Origin of the sequence: Picosynechococcus sp. PCC 7002, assembly GCF_963860125.1 — a bacterium.
Classification (GTDB): Bacteria; Cyanobacteriota; Cyanobacteriia; order Cyanobacteriales; family MRBY01; genus MRBY01.
In genome coordinates this window covers 179,247-195,000 of the sequence record NZ_CAWLFA010000001.1, presented here as the reverse complement: position 1 = coordinate 195,000, position 15,754 = coordinate 179,247, and the positions used below count along the sequence as shown (strand labels likewise).

The window sequence follows — 15,754 nt, the reverse complement described above, 5'->3', positions numbered from 1 at the left end:
ACCTCTTCAATTTTCATTGTCAATCTCCGAGGGCTGGATACTATAGTTGGTATTCGGCTTTTTTTTGTTTAGGGCAGTATGGGGCGCGTTATTTGTTTCGTTATTCTAATCGGGCTTTGTTGGTGGGCAGCACCAGCCTACGGTGAGTTATGCCGTGTTTATGGGGAACAACAAATTTGTTTGGTATCTCTGAAGCGCAGTGCAAAGTATTATTGGGAGTATCGCGCTGTATTACGCATTAATGGCAAAAAAATTCCGGTACAAAAGTTTGATTGCCTCCACAACCTCGACTTGGCAAATGATCGACGAAAGTTTGTTTGTAGCTTGATTCCACGACGGTAACTACCGGATTAAGGTTAGTGAAAGTCAGTTATTTGAGTCATTTAAATCAAGCCTAAGAATTATTTAAAAAAACCAAGGTAACTCTTCTTAAAAGAGAAAAAAGCAGAATAATAAATATTATTGATTGGCATTAATCTCTTACGTTCGATAGATGATGGCCTGTTATTGAATTGTTATAATGAAAGTGTCGATTAAAATTGAAATAAGCTTCAAAGCTTTGGAAAATCGTCAATTTTAATCTTTATTGCAAGAAAGCGAGGTATTTCATTTTATGGATAAGGATACCCAAAATATTTCTGTTCCTGAAAACCTAAAACCTGAAGATATTAGTAGTGGTGAAGAGCTTGTGCCAGCAGAAGTCGCAGCAAGGAAAGCGCGGGAAGGCGAATTCACCCCAGACCCGAAACAAGAAACAGATAAAAGCGTTGATACAACGGCTGGTTATACAGTCAGTGAGCAGGGTTTAGTCAATAATTACGCGGTAACGCCTGAGGTTTATGAAGAGGAAAAGTCCTCGGCGCAGAGACGACTGGATTACACGATGCTAGGGGTAATTGCCTTAGCTGTGGGAGTTCTATTAATTGGTGCGGCCATTACGGTGAATCTCTTAGCTTAAAGATTTTACAGGCGTAGCGCTGAGCAGTTAATTGACTAACTAGCTTTTGCTGAATAATTTCAAGATTCGCCAAGGGGAGGTAACTCCCTTATTTTTTTGTCTAGCGATTGGAAAAGAGAGTGAAGCACTTTCCGGTACAATTTGCCTGAATGTTGTATTGAGTTTGGGATGTAAACCAGTGGCCGCCATGAAAGATCGCTTAAGTTTGTGCATGATCGTTAAGAATGAAGCGGATGCCCTGGGGGATTGTCTCAAGAGTGTGCAGGATCTCGTGGGGGAAATCGCGATTCTCGATACGGGTTCAACGGATGAAACGGTGGCGATCGCCAAGGAATTTGGCGCGACGGTGGGCCATTTCGACTGGAATCAAGATTTTGCGGCGGCCCGGAACGAAGCCCTTAAGCTGGTGACGAAAGAATGGGTCTTAGTTTTGGATGCGGATGAGACCTTAAACCCGAAGGTAATTCCGGCCATCGAAGCGGCGATCGCCAAGCCGGATACTTTGGTGGTCAATTTGCTCCGCTATGAAATTGGCGCGAGTCAATCCCCCTACTCCCTGGTGTCTCGGTTATTTCGCCGTCACCCGTCTTTAGAATTTTCGCGGCCCTACCACGCGATGATCGATGACAGCGTGCAAACTTTGTTGGCCACAGAACCCCAATGGCAGATCACAGAGTTACCCCAGGTGGCGATTTTCCATACGGGCTATCAACGGACGGCGATCGCCAAATTAGAAAAGAGCACCCGGGCTAAATTGGCGATGGAGGCCTATTACGAAGGCCATCCCAATGATCCCTATGTGTGCAGTAAGTTGGGGGGCATTTACTTGGGTGAAGGTTTACCCAAACAGGCCCTCAAGATTCTCAAGCAGGGTTTGAAATACAGCGCGAACGAAAGCGCCAACCTCCGCTATGAGTTGCATTACCACCTGGGTAACGCTTTCCGCCAAAACCACGAACCCGAAAAAGCGATCAAGCATTATCAACTCGCCGGAGAGCAGCCCCTCCAAGACAAGCTAAAAATTGGAGCTTACCACAACCTCGGCGCGCTTTTACAGACCCTCGGCAAACCAGATGCGGCGATCGCCCAACATCAGATCACCTTAAAAATCGATCCGACCTTTGCCCCTGGCTACTACAATCTCGGTTTGGCCTACAAAGCTCTGGGTCGGGTGGGCGAAGCCATTGACGCCTACGAAAAATCCTTAAAATTAAACCCTCTCAATCCCTGGGCGCACCAAAATTTAGCCGCGCTTTTGTTCCGCATTGGCCAAATCGCCGAAAGCCAGAAATTCTTTAAGCAGGCGATCGCCCTCCATGAGACCCAAAATCCTGCCGAAGCCAAACGCCTCAAGCAAAAGCTGGCCCAACTCATGCACCAATAACCGAAAAAATTTTCCCCAAGCGCCGCAGAAAAATGTAGTACAATAAATTCTCGCAAAAGCGCCAACATAGCTCAGTCGGTAGAGCAACGCATTCGTAATGCGTAGGTCGTGGGTTCAAGTCCCATTGTTGGCTTTTAAATTAATCGATGGCCAAAATAGTTAATGCCTGTTGTTCTGTCAGTCCGGCTGATTGCCCTGGGCTAAGACAACTGCTGCCAAGGCATTCACACGACCGTAACCAAACCATTGGGAATGGCCCTGGGCGTCGTAGGTGCCCAAGGTTAACTGCAATTGGCGATCGCCGCTTAAATCGACAATTTTTTCGGCTGTGGTTTGTAAAATCTCCCGCACGGCCCACCCCGTCAGCTTCGGATTTACTGACCAAACCAATGCCGCGACTCCCGCCACTAAAGCGGCAGCTTCTAAGGTGCTACCCTGCTGATTTAAAGCTTCAACCGGATCTATCTCGGCCCCCAAGTCATCACTAATTTCCGGTGGTACCGCGACCATGCCCTGTTCTGGTAGCCAAAGGGTTGGTGTACCTGGATTCGTTGGCCCACAAAGGCTAACGGCCTCTCCCCAGTTGCTATGGCTAGCTTTTTTATTCGCCTCAGTACAACCACTAACGGTCACAACTGCCGGATGATTACCCTTCCCGTCGAGCCAAGCGGTCGGCCCCTGAAAAAGTTGATTCGGCCAGTGACGTTCATAAATGATTCCGGCTAAGGGGCGATTGGCATCCCCGGCTCCCGTTACCAACAGACACCCTTGACCCCGGTTTCCCTGGGTGGCAGCCCGGTGGAGAGCTAAACTTTGCCGCAGGGAGAGAGGCCCGTTGATCATCGCCAGTTGCCAAGCCAAAAGAATCACTGCGGCCCCCTGGGCGATCGCCGCTTCGATGACTTTTTCGAGGAGTGCATCATCTAAGTACTGGGGCAGTTGCAGGAGCAATAGGGTGCATTCTGGGGCAACATCGATCGTCAACTGGGCAATGGTATTACCCCAGGTCGTGGGCCGAATTTCTGGAATGGCACCATAGGGAGTTTCGCTTGTTTCAGCGATTGGCTCGGCAGAATTTTCTAGATCGAGGTCAGAGGCTAACACGGCAATGGTTGTTTGGCGATCGCCTTTGGTCATTTGCCAAGCTTGGGGGATTTGAATGGCGTCTAGGTACCAGTGGCGGCTTTGGGGATTTGTCGCCAAGGACATTTCTCGCACCGCGAGGGGCAATAAAACATTGGGTTCAGCGAGGGCGATCGCCGGATCTTGCTGGAGGATCTGGGTTAACCAGAGGGGATCGCAGTCAGTTTGCGCCGTTAGTTCATAAATAAACGTTTGATCGGCCCCCAGAAGGGGACGAATTTTTTTAAGGTGGTGGCGATCGCCAATCGCTTTTTGGGCTGCTGGGGAAACCTCCGGGGCGAATTGGAGGGTGATTTGCTGGGTCAGATAGACAAAGCCCTCAGCCGAGTCTGCTAGCTGATAAACCGGGTAAGCAAAGAGAATATCGGGATGTTGACACGCGGCCCTCAAGGAGGTGGCGAAATCCTCTGGCGGTACAAGAATTTCTTCGAATAAAATATCTGGCTGCCCCGATGGTAAGGGACGATACATTAATCCTGGAACAATATCGAGAAGATCCACATCAGAACTGCGAAATGCCACCAGGAGGCGATCCTCTAACTGATGAAGTAAAAGTTCCGTATGTCCCCGTTGTAAAATAAGACCTTGTTGCTGTGGTGTCCCCCCTGGGCGTGCCATAGGCCTAAGCTCTCCTTGTCTGTTCCCACTGTGGGATCAAGATGTACAACATAATCAGTACTGTTATTGTGTCAAAACAAGACTTGACGAACATTATGAATTTTATCGACCGTTTGATTCCACTCGCTAGTTTGGCAATGGGGTGTTCCTTGGCCATGATGCCATCCGTTTCGGCGCAGCCTGAGGCTGTCCAAGGGAGTAGCAGCGAACTCCGCCCCCTCCAGAGCAGCATTCTCAGTATGTCCGGGGCTTCCCAGGTAATGGATGAGGCGATCGCCGCCATTTCCGCCAAAGATTACGAGGTTGCCGTTTCTAAACTCCAGGAAGCGCGTCAAGTTTATAATCAGCTTTCTAATTTTCACCTAGATCTAGCCAATAGTTTCCAAGGTTTAGACAATTCTGTTTATGATACAGAGCGACGTTCGGCGATCGCCGCTGGGGAAATGCGCGACACCGCCACCTACCGTTTGGCCCTCGTCCACCGTGTCCAGGAAAAACCCGAATTGGCAGTGCCCCTCCTGATCCAGGTGATTCGCTCCCAAAGTCCCACCAGCGACCTCGGCGAAAAGGCCTACCAACAACTGCTAGAAATTGGCTTTGTCAGTCGCGAATTTACCCGGCCTAACTTCTAAAAAACGACGTTTAGATCGCCGCTTGACCCGGGCTCTCTCTTTTTGCCCGTTTGCTTGGGTGGCGATCGCCTCGACACGACGGTTTTGTAATTGATGTAATCGTACTGTTTTAGTTTCTTAGGTACCACGTACGGCGATATAACCCGCTTCGATGCCTTGCAACAACTGGTCTAACGCTTGATACAGAGCATCACTCATAGGAGTTTTCCAGAGCCATTGATTGATCACCCTTGCATCCTGCTTGGTTAAAGTACCTGAAGAAAATACATGATCAATGGTTTCTAATAAAGGATTCATTTGCTGACATTCCATACTTCTCGCTTTAGCTTTGCCACCTGATTTCCCACGGAAACAAGGCCACAATTTCCTTAGATGTAAGATCAATTCAGTTTGTCAATAAGCTGAAATACTAAAAAAATTATCAAGGATAGCCAGGAACAATAATGTAATCCCCCCCTAAATTCTCTACATTTCTCATCGGATCTTTACTTTTCTTAAACGTTTTTGTTACCGATCGTACTGTGAAGCAAATTATTTTTTACACAAAACCCGGTTGTCATCTCTGTGAGGGCCTCGCCGAAAAATTGGCCCAGGTGACCCAGGTAGAATTCCAACTCGAAATGCGCGACATTACGACAAATCCCCAGTGGTTTACGCGCTACCAGTACGAAATTCCGGTTTTGTGTCTGCTCGAAAATGGTCAGGAAAAAGAATTGCCCCGTTTTCCGCCCCGCATGGCCGTGGCTAAACTCGAAGAAAAATTAGCCGGATATCTTGCTTAAACTTTATTGCCCAGGTTTTTGGGGCAATCTCCCAGGAGACTCCTAAGGAAAAAGGCGATCGCCGCTAAGATAGAATACTTGTCCGTGACTGAAGCCAAGTTTCATGCCTGCTGCCAACCGTAACCCCAGCGCCGAAGACATTCCCAACGCAGATTATCGCCAGCTCGATCGGGAACTCCTCACACCGATGATGCAGCACTACGCAGACCTTAAGGATAAGTATCCCAACAATATCTTGCTCTACCGGGTCGGCGACTTTTTCGAGTGCTTTTTCATGGATGCGATCACCGTTTCTCGCGAATTGGAGTTGGTCTGCACCAGCAAAGAATCCGGCAAAGGCATTGGCCGCGTACCGATGACAGGGGTGCCCCACCATGCCCTCGAACGTTACAGCACCCAGCTTTTAGAAAAAGGCTATGGGGTCGTCATTTGTGACCAAGTAGAAGATGCCGCCACCGCCCACGCCGAAAAACGAATGGTGCGGCGGGAAGTGCAAAAGGTCTTGACCCCAGGCACCCTCACCGATGATGGGATGTTGCGGGCGCGGCAAAATAATTATCTTGCGGCGGTGGTGATTGCGGGCAACCATTGGGGTTTGGCCTATGCTGACATCTCCACCGGGGAATTTTGTACGACCCAGGCCCAGGATTTAGCGGCGTTAAACCTCGAACTCCTGCGCTTGCAACCTTCGGAAGTACTCTATCCCACCGATGCACCGGATTTAAACCGTTTGATGCGGCCAGGCGATCGCCAAACATTATTACAAAACCACCTGCCCGCTTGTCTGCCGTCGGACTTTTGTTATGCGCTGCGATCGCCCCGGGAATTTGATCTCAATGAGGCGAAACCCAAGCTTTTGATGACTTTCCAGTGGCGTTCTCTGGAGGGGGTCGGCTGCGAACATTTACCCCTGGCGGTGCGGGCAGCGGGGGGACTCTTGGCCTATGTGGAGGAAACCCAGCAGGCCTACAAAGTGCCCTTTGAAAGCCTCAAAACCTACAGCATCGATGCCTTTTTGCAACTGGATCACCAGACGAGGCGCAACCTAGAAATTACCCAGACGGTGCGGGACGGCAGTTTTTACGGCTCCCTACTCTGGGCGCTGGATGTAACCTGTACCAACATGGGGGGCCGCGCCCTGCGGCGGTGGTTGTTGCAACCTTTATTAGATCCAAAGGCGATCGCCAAGCGATTAGATTCCGTCGCAGAACTGGTAGAAAATACAAATCTCCGCCAAGATATCCGGCAATTGCTGAAGCAAATTTACGATTTAGAGCGAATTGCTGGGAGAATCGGCTCTGGTAGTGCGAATGCCCGCGATTTATACGCTTTAGCGGAATCTTTAACGAAATTAACCTATCTCGCGGAATTGGCCACCGAGGGGCGATCTCCTTATCTCCAGGCAGTGAAAGATTTTCCGCCGGAATTAGAAGCCCTGGGACAGCACGTTTTGCAATACCTGGTGGATTCGCCGCCGATTCACATCAAAGAAGGGGGGTTAATCCGGGATGGGGTTGATGAAAACCTCGATTTTCTGCGTCGCTCCCAAGTGGAAGACCGGGAATGGTTGGCGAATTTAGAAGTTACTGAACGGGAACGGACGGGGGTCAGCAAGCTCAAAGTCGGCTATAACAAGACCTTCGGCTATTACATTAGTTTGCCCCGCTCCCAGGCGGACAAGGCTCCCGACGAATATCTACGCAAACAGACCCTCGCTAACGAAGAACGCTACATCACCCCGGAACTAAAAGAACGGGAAAGCCGTATCCTCACTGCTAAGGACGACATTTGCAGCCTGGAATACGAAATTTTCACCACCCTCCGCGCCGAGGTCGCTGAACATACCGACCAAATTCGCACCACCGCCAAGGCGATCGCCGCCCTGGATGTATTGACGAGCTTCGCGGAAACTGCCGTGTACCAAGGGTATTGCCGTCCAGAGATTACCACCGAAAAAACCCTAGAAATTGAAGCTGGTCGTCACCCCGTTGTCGAAAAGTCCTTGGGCATGGGTCTGTTTGTGCCCAACTCCACCTACCTCGGCCGCACTCAGAATTCCTATCCTGATTTGATTATCCTCACGGGCCCCAATGCCAGCGGCAAAAGTTGTTATCTCCGGCAAACGGGCTTGATTCAACTGATGGCCCAGGTGGGTAGTTTTGTCCCCGCCCAAAGTGCTGTAATTCCCATTTGCGATCGCATTTTTACTAGGGTCGGCGCTGTCGATGACCTGGCTACGGGCCAATCCACGTTTATGGTGGAGATGAATGAAACCGCCAATATCCTCAACCATGCCACGGAAAAATCTTTGGTTTTAATCGACGAAATTGGCCGGGGAACTGCAACTTTTGATGGCCTTTCCATCGCCTGGTCAGTATCAGAATACCTCGCCACAGAAATCAAAGCGAAAACAATTTTTGCGACCCATTATCACGAGTTAAATGAGTTGGCTTCATTATTAGAAAATGTCGCCAATTATCAAGTAACGGTTCAAGAAATGCCCGAAGAAATTATCTTCTTGCACCAAGTTCGCCCCGGTGGCGCTGACCGTTCCTACGGGATTGAAGCTGGTCGTTTAGCCGGTTTACCCAAGAGCGTCATTCAACGGGCAAAACAAGTCATGACCCAAATTGAAAAGCATAGTAAAATTGCCGTCGGCCTACGCAAAGGCATCCCCAAGAAAATAACCACTACCACGCCAGAAGATCCCCAAAGGGTGTCGGAACAATTAAATATTTTCAAAGTTTAAATTCTTTAAACATCAGACTTCCCTCGCTTGATGGCCCCGACAATATGGGAAAATTGAACCCGATAAAAATCTGATTAAATACAGTCCTTAGAGCTTAACTATCCATGAGCGATCGCCCCACCGTCCAAAATACTTACCGTAAACCTGTTCAGCAACTCGACCTGCCGCCCCGGCTCCTCCTCGGCCCTGGCCCCTCCAATGCCCACCCCAGGGTTTTAGCCGCTCTCGCTATGCCTCCCATCGGCCACCTCGATCCGAAGTATCTTGAAATTATGGAGGACGTCAAGGATCTCCTCCGCTACACTTGGCAGACCGCAAACCCCTTCACGATTTCTGTGAGTGGTACTGGCAGCGCCGCCATGGAAGCCACCCTCGCCAACATGGTCGAACCCGGCGATAAAGTCTTGATCGGCATCAATGGTTACTTCGGTCACCGCCTCGTGGATATGGCCAGCCGCTATGACGCCGAAGTGCATACTTTCTCCACTGCTTGGGGTAAGGCTTTCACCCTCGAAGAAATCAGTGCTGCCGTTGCCCAGCACGAGCCGAAAATCCTGGCCCTTGTCCACGCCGAAACTTCTACGGGAGCCAGACAACCCCTCGAAGGTGTCAAGGAAATTTGTGAAAAGCACGGCACGATGCTCCTAATCGATACCGTGACCAGCTTAAGCGGTGTGCCTCTTTTCCTCGATGAATGGGGCGTTGACCTCGCCTACAGCGGCACCCAAAAAGCCCTCGCTTGTCCCCCTGGCCTTGGCCCCCTGACCCTCAGCCCCCGCGCCCTGGATGTCCTGAATAATCGCAAGACGCCGGTGAAAAACTGGTATTTAGATATGTCCATGGTCAGCAAATATTGGGGTACAGGGAAACGGGTCTATCACCACACCGCCCCGGTTAATATGAACTATGCGCTGCGGGAAGCCTTGATGCTCGTCGCTGAGGAAGGATTAGAAGCCCGTTGGCAACGGCACCAGGAGGCAGCAGATCTCCTCTGGGCGGGCCTCGAAGAGATGGGGTTACAGTGCCATGTGGATCGTGAAATCCGTCTGCCGACCCTCACCACAGTGCGCATTCCCGATGGGGTTGATGGTGCCGCCGTCGCTGCTCAGTTGATGAAGGAGTACAACATCGAAATCGCTGGTGGTCTCGGTGATCTGGCTGGTAAGGTTTGGCGTGTTGGCCTGATGGGTTATAACGCCCGCAAGGAAAATGTGACGCTTCTGTTGGCTGCCCTAAAACAGGTTCTCTTTTAGATAGACTAGAAGCGCAATTTTTATTGAAGATCTAATGATTCTTTCGTTATCTATGGGGCAAGGTTTTTCCCGAAAAATGCTTGTCCTTTTTTCTGTCCTTTGTCTTGGGTTTGGTCTCTGGGGCTGTAATGGCGATCAAGAGACAGCCCAGGCGGATGTCAATGTCGATCCGGAACTGGAAGCGCAAATCCTCCAGGTGATTCGGGACAATCCCCAAGTGTTGATTGATGCGGTACAAAACTACCAACTCTCCCAACAACAGGCCCAACAGGAAGAACAACAAAAGGCGGCTGAGGATTTTCAACAGCAGGTCTTGACGGAACCACAGACGGTCATTGGCGATAGTCCCACCCTGGGTGCTGAGGATCTAAACGTGGTCTTGATCGAATTTTCTGACTTTGAATGTCCGTTCTGTGCCCGCGCCCATAGCACTTTGCAAACGTTTATGGCTCAAAACAGTGACACTGTTACTCTTGTCTATAAGCACTTTCCTTTGGCTCAAATTCACCCCCAAGCAATCCCGGCAGCAGAGGCATCTTGGGCCGCCCAACAACAGGGGAAATTCTGGGAATACCATGATCAGCTTTTTGAAAATCAAGACCGTCTTGGGGAAGAACTCTACCAAGAAATTGCGACAAATCTAGGTCTGGATCTAGAAAAGTTTGAAGGCGATCGCCAAAATGCCCAACCGGCTATCCAACAGGATCTTGAACTGGCTCAACAGTTGGGTCTAAACGGTACACCTTTCTTTATTTTAGCTTCGACTGAAACCGGAAAATTTGAAACCTTCTCTGGGGCGTTAGATCTGCAACAATACGAAGAAAAACTCACCGCGATCATCACTCCCTAAAATTAGTTTAAATAGTCAAAAAAAAGAGGCTTCTTAATCCGTTATAGATAGAAGCCTTTTTGTTTTTTGATTCTAGAAAAATTAGCCCATCAAAATAACATTATCAATTACATGAATAATGCCATTGTCAGCTTCGATGTCAGCCGCTAAAACCGTTGCATTTTTGACCTCAAAATCATCTTCACCATTAATGGGAATGGGGGAACCTTCGATGGAAGTCACTTCCCCAAGTTTGATTAAATCATCCTTAGTTAACCGTCCCGCCGCGACGTGATAAGTGAGAATACGCGCTAACTGGGGCGGATTTTGCACAAGGGTTTGAATCGTGCCGGGGGGCAATTTGGCGAAAGCGTCATCGTTGGGCGCAAAGACGGTAAAATCCCCTTCTCCGGCTAAAGTTTCCACTAAACCTGCGGCTTGCACGGCGGCCACAAGGGTTGAAAAACCCTCATTATTAACCGCAATATCCACAATACTTGGCATTGTTTAAGCTCCGATTGACTAAATAAAAGAAATTCAAAATAGATTAACGATATTCTGCGTTTTGAATGTCCCGTAAGCGGGCTTCTGGCCGGAGAAAACGATCCATTTGGGCTTCAAAAAATTCACGGTTTTTCTGTAAATGTTTCGGATTGGGATCATCTAATGGATAAAGCAAGGCTGTCCGTAGGGCTTGAATCACCGCAGAGGTGACGTTGTACATCGACCGCTGGAAGGTAATACCCAATTGGATCAACTCATCATCCTCGCCCCGGCAATGTTCCTTGTAGTAATCCTTCAGATATTGCGGCAGGAAATGATACATATCATCCATCAACAATGTCGGCGGAATACCGGCGGTTCCTACGGGAAATACATCGGCATACAAAATACCGTAGTGGAAATCCTTTTGCGCGTCGGGCACTTCGTGGGCCTGGGCGTTGTAGGATTTTGTCCCCCGGAAAGGCGCGGTGCGGTAAAACACGGCTTCGACGTAGGGTAAGGCAGCCTCATAGAGCCAAGTAAAGCCTTTGGATTTGGGAATAATTTCAAAACATTCGCCATCAATATAAACGTGGTGGTAAATGGGGCGACCGGCGATCGCAAAAATGCCATTCACCAAAAAATTCATCGCATCGGGTACACCCTTAAATCCACCTTCATCGTAGATATCAGACATTTCAAAGAAGACGGGGGCCATTACTTCCCAAAACAGTCCGAGGTTGGCGTAATAGGAGAGTTCGCGCACCTGCTCCAGGAACATATCGGGGAAAAGTTTATACAAGCCCAACATGACCGGGTTTTTTTTGAAATAGGCTTTGATCGCGCGGTCGGCGTTGGCTTTGTATTCGTCGGAATCGAGATAGGCATCAAATTTACCCAGGCCCATGTCCCGCCCATGCCACAACATTGCCCGCATACAAGCTTCGGCGAATTCCATGTTGATCCGGTCGTGGAACAAGTGATGGAAGAGTTTAGAGGATTTAAAGGTTTCCCCTTTTTTCATAAATTCCAACAGTTCCGGGTGGGCGGAGCCTGTGCCGCGCCAAATGCGGAGATCTGCTTGATCACCCGCGTAGTGATTTTGCCGTTCTAAATATTCGTCGGAAATGAAGTATTTAAAGAAGCGAAAAGGCTCTAAGAAAACTTGTTCCGCAATGTACAACAGATCCCGCCAATAGAAATCCATCGGCACGGCGTAGGCTTTGTAGATGCCGATAATCTGCATCAGGTTTTCGGGGGTGTCGGGCAACATCGAACCCCCGGCTTCGAGGCGGTGAATGACATCGGCATGGGGATGGGTTGAAGGGGGAATTTTCGTGGTGATCATAGTGCTTTGTTCCTGAGGAAAATGCTGGGCGAATCGGTCAAGCGAGAACGTCTGATTGACTAGGGTGCTTTCGACAATTCAGCGGGAGTCAAGGCAATGGTCTGAACCGTGGGAATGGCGGCAATGAATTGGCTGGTGGTCGGTTCGATCCAGCGGGTGAGCCAGGCGGGTTGTAAACCAAGGAAAAGGATAATGACCGTCAAGGCGATCGCCGGAATTTTTTCACTGGCAAAAACTTTGGGGTAATAGGCGGTGTGACTGTCGAGGCGACCGAAACAGGTGCGGTTGAGCAAAATCACGAAGTAAACCGCCGTTAAACCAGAAGCGATGATGCAAAACAGCGTCGGAATCGGGAAGCGGCTAAAGCTACCTTGGAACACGAGGAATTCCGCGACGAAACCGACCAAACCGGGAATCCCGGCACTGGCCATCCCTGCCAAAATCAACAGGCTACTGGTGAGGGGCAAACCCCGTACCGGATTCATCAAACCATTCAACACATCCAAATCCCGCGTGCCGACTTTGCGTTCGATAATGCCGACGAGGTGGAACAACAGCGCCAGAATTAAACTGTGGCTAATCATTTGGGCCACGGCACCAAGCAAACTTAACTCTGTTCCGGCTGCCGTCGAAACCAAGATATAACCCATGTGACCGATGGAACTGTAGGCCACCATCCGCTTGAGATCCCGTTGGGCGATCGCCGCCAGGGAACCATACATCACGCTCACGGTACCAATGACTGCGAGGGCGGGGGAAACCGTAGACCACACATCCGGGAACAGTTGCAAACCGAAGCGCACCAAGCCATAGGTGCCCAATTTCGCGAAAACACCGCCCAACAGAACTGTTACCGCTGGATTTGCTTCTACATAGGCGTCGGGCAGCCAGGTGTGTAAAGGCACGAGGGGAATTTTAATCCCAAAGCCAATCAACAAAATCGTGAGCAGGATTACCTTAGTGTTGAACTCTAGGTTTTCTAGGGTTAAATTCTCAAAGTCAAAATTACTCGATTGACTGAGCCACACAATCCCTAAAAATGCCGCCAATACACAGAGTCCAGAAATGGCAGTGTAAATCAAAAATTTAGTCGAGGCATATCCTTTTTTTTCGCCGCCCCAAATGGCAATCAGTAAATAAAAAGGAATCAACTCAATTTCATAAAAGAGGAAAAAGAGCAACAGATTATTGGCAATCAAGGCCCCTGTAATCCCACTATTAATCAACAAAATGAGGGAGTAATAAAGCTTCGGACGGTGGTTGCTTTCACCAATGCTATAGATCGCGACCAATGTCAGCAAACTATTTAGGACAATCAGCGGCAAAGATAAACCATCCACACCGAGGTTATAGTTGAGACCCAGGATGCTTAACCAATTATGGAATTCGGTATATTGCATACCAGCATCTTGGAGGTTGAGGTTAATCAATAAGCCACTACTGATCGCCAGGGTGACAACCGTAAACACCGTTGCCACAATCCGGGTCAGGGGCCTGGGGAAAAGGGCGATCGCCCCAATGCCGACGAGCGGTAAAAACAGTAAGAAACTCAGCATAATCTTTCGGAGAAGGTCATAAATATTTCAGCGAAAATCGTTAACTCATCCCCCTTTAAAATTGCCAATGCTTCAGCAAGGGATACGATAAAGCGGCAATAAAGAGGAGAATACCGGCCACAATCGAGAGGGCATAGGATTGGCTTTGACCAGAGTTGTTATATTTCAAACTTTGGCCACCGAAAAGGGTTGCTAAACCGAGAAAGTTGATCACCCCATCGACAAAATAGCGGTCTAACCAGTCAATGATTTTGGAAATCAAGGCAACGGCAAAAATAACTGTGTTTTTATACAACTCCGCTGTGTACAAATCCTTGGCGAAAAATTCCCGCACCGGATCTGAAAAAATATGAATCGGTTTACTGATTTTTTCATTGAGATAAAGATACATCGCGGTACCGCCACCGACCATGGTCGAAATAATCAAAACTGCAGCTAGGGGCAGATTCAACTGGTGCCAATCCGGTAGAAAATTCAGTTTCGCCAGAATAAAAGGACTGTGGAGGGCGAAACCCGCAAGAATCACCATCGGCAGAACCAAAGCCCATAATCCTTCTGGCGATCGCACGGTCATCTGCTTCGGCTTACCGCCAAAAATCAGGCCAAATTCTCGCATGATACTAAAGGAAGTCAAGGCATTGACCGTAATCAAAATCACGGCCAGAATCGGACTTGTTTTCCAAAAATTTGTCGTCAGTTGGGCCAGGCTCCAGAATCCCCCAAACGGCGGTAGGGCAACGAGGGAAGCAGCACCGACGAGGTAGCAAATCCCCGTAATCGGTCGCCGTGACCAGAGGCCGCCATATTGGGTTAAATCTTGGCTGATATTGACTAAAACAACGCCACCGATCGCCATCACGAGAATTGCCATCGCCACGCCATAGGTGAGCAGCAAGACCAATGTCGTTTGATCCTGTTGGGAACCCACCGCCATAAAGACCATGCCCATGTAGGCACTGACGGAATAGGACAAAGAACGTTTGATATCAATCTGGGCGATCGCCACCATGGCCGCCCCCAAGGCCGTTGTTGCCCCAATCGCAATCATAAAGGTAGAAGCAAAATCCGAGAGGGCAAAAATCGGCTGCAACTTAATCAGCACCCAGGCTCCAGTACCAACCACGAGACTATTCCGCACCACCGTTGCCGGGACAGGACTTTCCATCGCCTCATCAAGCCAGAGGTGTAAAGGAAATTGGGCGCATTTCCCCAACGGCCCCGCAATTAAGGCCAAGCAAAGCAGCGTTGCCAAAGTCGGATCGAGTTCTGCCGTTGCTGCCCATTCAGCCAGACCATCAAAATTCCAAGTACCAGCAAGGGGCAACAGAGCCACAACCCCCATCAGCAAGAACAGATCGCCGACCCGTTTTGTTAAAAACGCATCCCGCGCCCCCGTGACCACCAGGGACTGGTTAAACCAATAGCCAATTAACAGATAAGTACCGAGGGTCAAAATTTCGAGTACCACATAGCTAAAGAAAAGGGAATTACAGAGCACCAAGGCACACATCCCCGCTTCAAATAAGCTCATGGTCGCGAAAAATCTCGCCCAGCCCCAATCCATTTCTAAGTAGGCCACAGCATAGAGTTGGGCGAGTAAATTAATCCCGGCAATCAGAATCAGCGCCCCGATAGTAATGCTGGAAATATCGAGGTCGATGCTGAGGGTCAAGTCCGCCGCCTGGAGCCAAGTTAACGATGGTTTTAGGGCGGGCTGTTCCCATCGCTCGATGAAGGCAAGACAACTATGGACTAGGGCCATAAAAGTAAGCAACATATTGACGTAGCCCGCAGGCCGTGGCCCTGTTTTTCGGGTGATGCTCGGCATCCATAGCGCCGATAGACCCATGCCCAGCAAAGGATAGCAGGGAACAAGCCAGACACTCTGACTGAAAAAAGTATTCATATGACGATGACGCTGAAATAATTTGCTTAGGAAAAAGCGGGCTGATGACCCATCTTTTTTACTGGTTGGGCAATTACCAACTTCGACCTACCAAAGGCACGGGAAATGGCCCA

At 49.4% G+C, this 15,754-nt stretch carries 13 protein-coding genes and 1 tRNA gene; 8 read left to right on the top strand and 6 right to left on the bottom strand.

Features of this window, described 5'->3' with window-relative positions; translation table 11 throughout:
- Positions 1 to 613: 613 nt before the first annotated feature.
- The 3 genes from AACQ84_RS00930 to AACQ84_RS00920 all read left to right on the top strand — a co-directional run bounded on the left by AACQ84_RS00930 (position 614) and on the right by AACQ84_RS00920 (position 2,475).
- Positions 614 to 958, top strand: coding sequence for a hypothetical protein (locus tag AACQ84_RS00930; RefSeq protein WP_012305821.1), 345 nt, complete (start codon positions 614 to 616; stop codon positions 956 to 958).
- 187 nt (positions 959 to 1,145) lie between these two features.
- The gene (locus AACQ84_RS00925) at positions 1,146 to 2,342 is read left to right on the top strand and encodes a glycosyltransferase (RefSeq protein ID WP_012305820.1); all 1,197 of its coding nucleotides are present in this window, start codon (positions 1,146 to 1,148) and stop codon (positions 2,340 to 2,342) included.
- Positions 2,343 to 2,402: 60 nt separating this feature from the next.
- Positions 2,403 to 2,475 (top strand) — tRNA-Thr (locus AACQ84_RS00920).
- Positions 2,476 to 2,519: 44 nt separating this feature from the next.
- Here AACQ84_RS00920 and AACQ84_RS00915 read toward each other — a convergent pair.
- The gene (locus tag AACQ84_RS00915; protein ID WP_012305819.1) at positions 2,520 to 4,103 is read right to left on the bottom strand and encodes a S8 family serine peptidase; all 1,584 of its coding nucleotides are present in this window, start codon (positions 4,101 to 4,103) and stop codon (positions 2,520 to 2,522) included.
- 95 nt (positions 4,104 to 4,198) lie between these two features.
- On the opposite strand from AACQ84_RS00915, the gene AACQ84_RS00910 reads away from it, so the two are divergent.
- Positions 4,199 to 4,735, top strand: coding sequence for a hypothetical protein (locus AACQ84_RS00910; protein WP_012305818.1), 537 nt, complete (start codon positions 4,199 to 4,201; stop codon positions 4,733 to 4,735).
- A gap of 117 nt (positions 4,736 to 4,852) precedes the next feature.
- Here AACQ84_RS00910 and AACQ84_RS00905 read toward each other — a convergent pair whose 3' ends face one another.
- Positions 4,853 to 5,047, bottom strand: coding sequence for a hypothetical protein (locus tag AACQ84_RS00905; RefSeq protein WP_041443306.1), 195 nt, complete (start codon positions 5,045 to 5,047; stop codon positions 4,853 to 4,855).
- Positions 5,048 to 5,256: 209 nt separating this feature from the next.
- Between AACQ84_RS00905 and AACQ84_RS00900 the strand changes: the two genes are divergently transcribed.
- The 4 genes from AACQ84_RS00900 to AACQ84_RS00885 all read left to right on the top strand — a co-directional run bounded on the left by AACQ84_RS00900 (position 5,257) and on the right by AACQ84_RS00885 (position 10,369).
- Positions 5,257 to 5,517 (top strand): glutaredoxin family protein, encoded by a 261-nt coding sequence (locus AACQ84_RS00900; RefSeq protein ID WP_012305817.1) that lies wholly within the window; start codon positions 5,257 to 5,259, stop codon positions 5,515 to 5,517.
- 103 nt (positions 5,518 to 5,620) lie between these two features.
- On the top strand, positions 5,621 to 8,266 hold the full coding sequence (gene mutS, locus AACQ84_RS00895; protein ID WP_012305816.1) for a DNA mismatch repair protein MutS: 2,646 nt from the start codon (positions 5,621 to 5,623) through the stop codon (positions 8,264 to 8,266).
- A 104-nt stretch (positions 8,267 to 8,370) separates the two neighbouring features.
- Positions 8,371 to 9,519: a pyridoxal-phosphate-dependent aminotransferase family protein gene (locus AACQ84_RS00890; RefSeq protein ID WP_012305815.1), complete on the top strand. Its 1,149-nt coding sequence runs from the start codon at positions 8,371 to 8,373 to the stop codon at positions 9,517 to 9,519.
- Positions 9,520 to 9,595: 76 nt separating this feature from the next.
- Positions 9,596 to 10,369: a DsbA family protein gene (locus AACQ84_RS00885; protein WP_234991338.1), complete on the top strand. Its 774-nt coding sequence runs from the start codon at positions 9,596 to 9,598 to the stop codon at positions 10,367 to 10,369.
- Between the two features lie 81 nt (positions 10,370 to 10,450).
- On the opposite strand, the gene AACQ84_RS00880 is transcribed toward AACQ84_RS00885, so the two are convergent.
- From AACQ84_RS00880 to AACQ84_RS00865, 4 genes are read right to left on the bottom strand one after another with little or no spacing between them, the layout of a single operon-like run.
- A complete protein-coding gene (locus tag AACQ84_RS00880; RefSeq protein WP_012305813.1) occupies positions 10,451 to 10,852 on the bottom strand; it encodes a fasciclin domain-containing protein in 402 nt (133 codons plus the stop codon).
- A 43-nt stretch (positions 10,853 to 10,895) separates the two neighbouring features.
- Positions 10,896 to 12,179 carry a CO2 hydration protein gene (locus AACQ84_RS00875; protein WP_012305812.1) on the bottom strand — a complete coding sequence of 428 codons (1,284 nt, stop codon included), beginning with the start codon at positions 12,177 to 12,179 and terminating at the stop codon, positions 10,896 to 10,898.
- A gap of 59 nt (positions 12,180 to 12,238) precedes the next feature.
- Positions 12,239 to 13,735 (bottom strand): NADH-quinone oxidoreductase subunit M, encoded by a 1,497-nt coding sequence (locus AACQ84_RS00870; RefSeq protein ID WP_012305811.1) that lies wholly within the window; start codon positions 13,733 to 13,735, stop codon positions 12,239 to 12,241.
- Positions 13,736 to 13,790: 55 nt separating this feature from the next.
- Positions 13,791 to 15,641 carry an NAD(P)H-quinone oxidoreductase subunit F gene (locus AACQ84_RS00865; protein ID WP_012305810.1) on the bottom strand — a complete coding sequence of 617 codons (1,851 nt, stop codon included), beginning with the start codon at positions 15,639 to 15,641 and terminating at the stop codon, positions 13,791 to 13,793.
- Between the last annotated feature and the right edge of the window lie 113 nt (positions 15,642 to 15,754).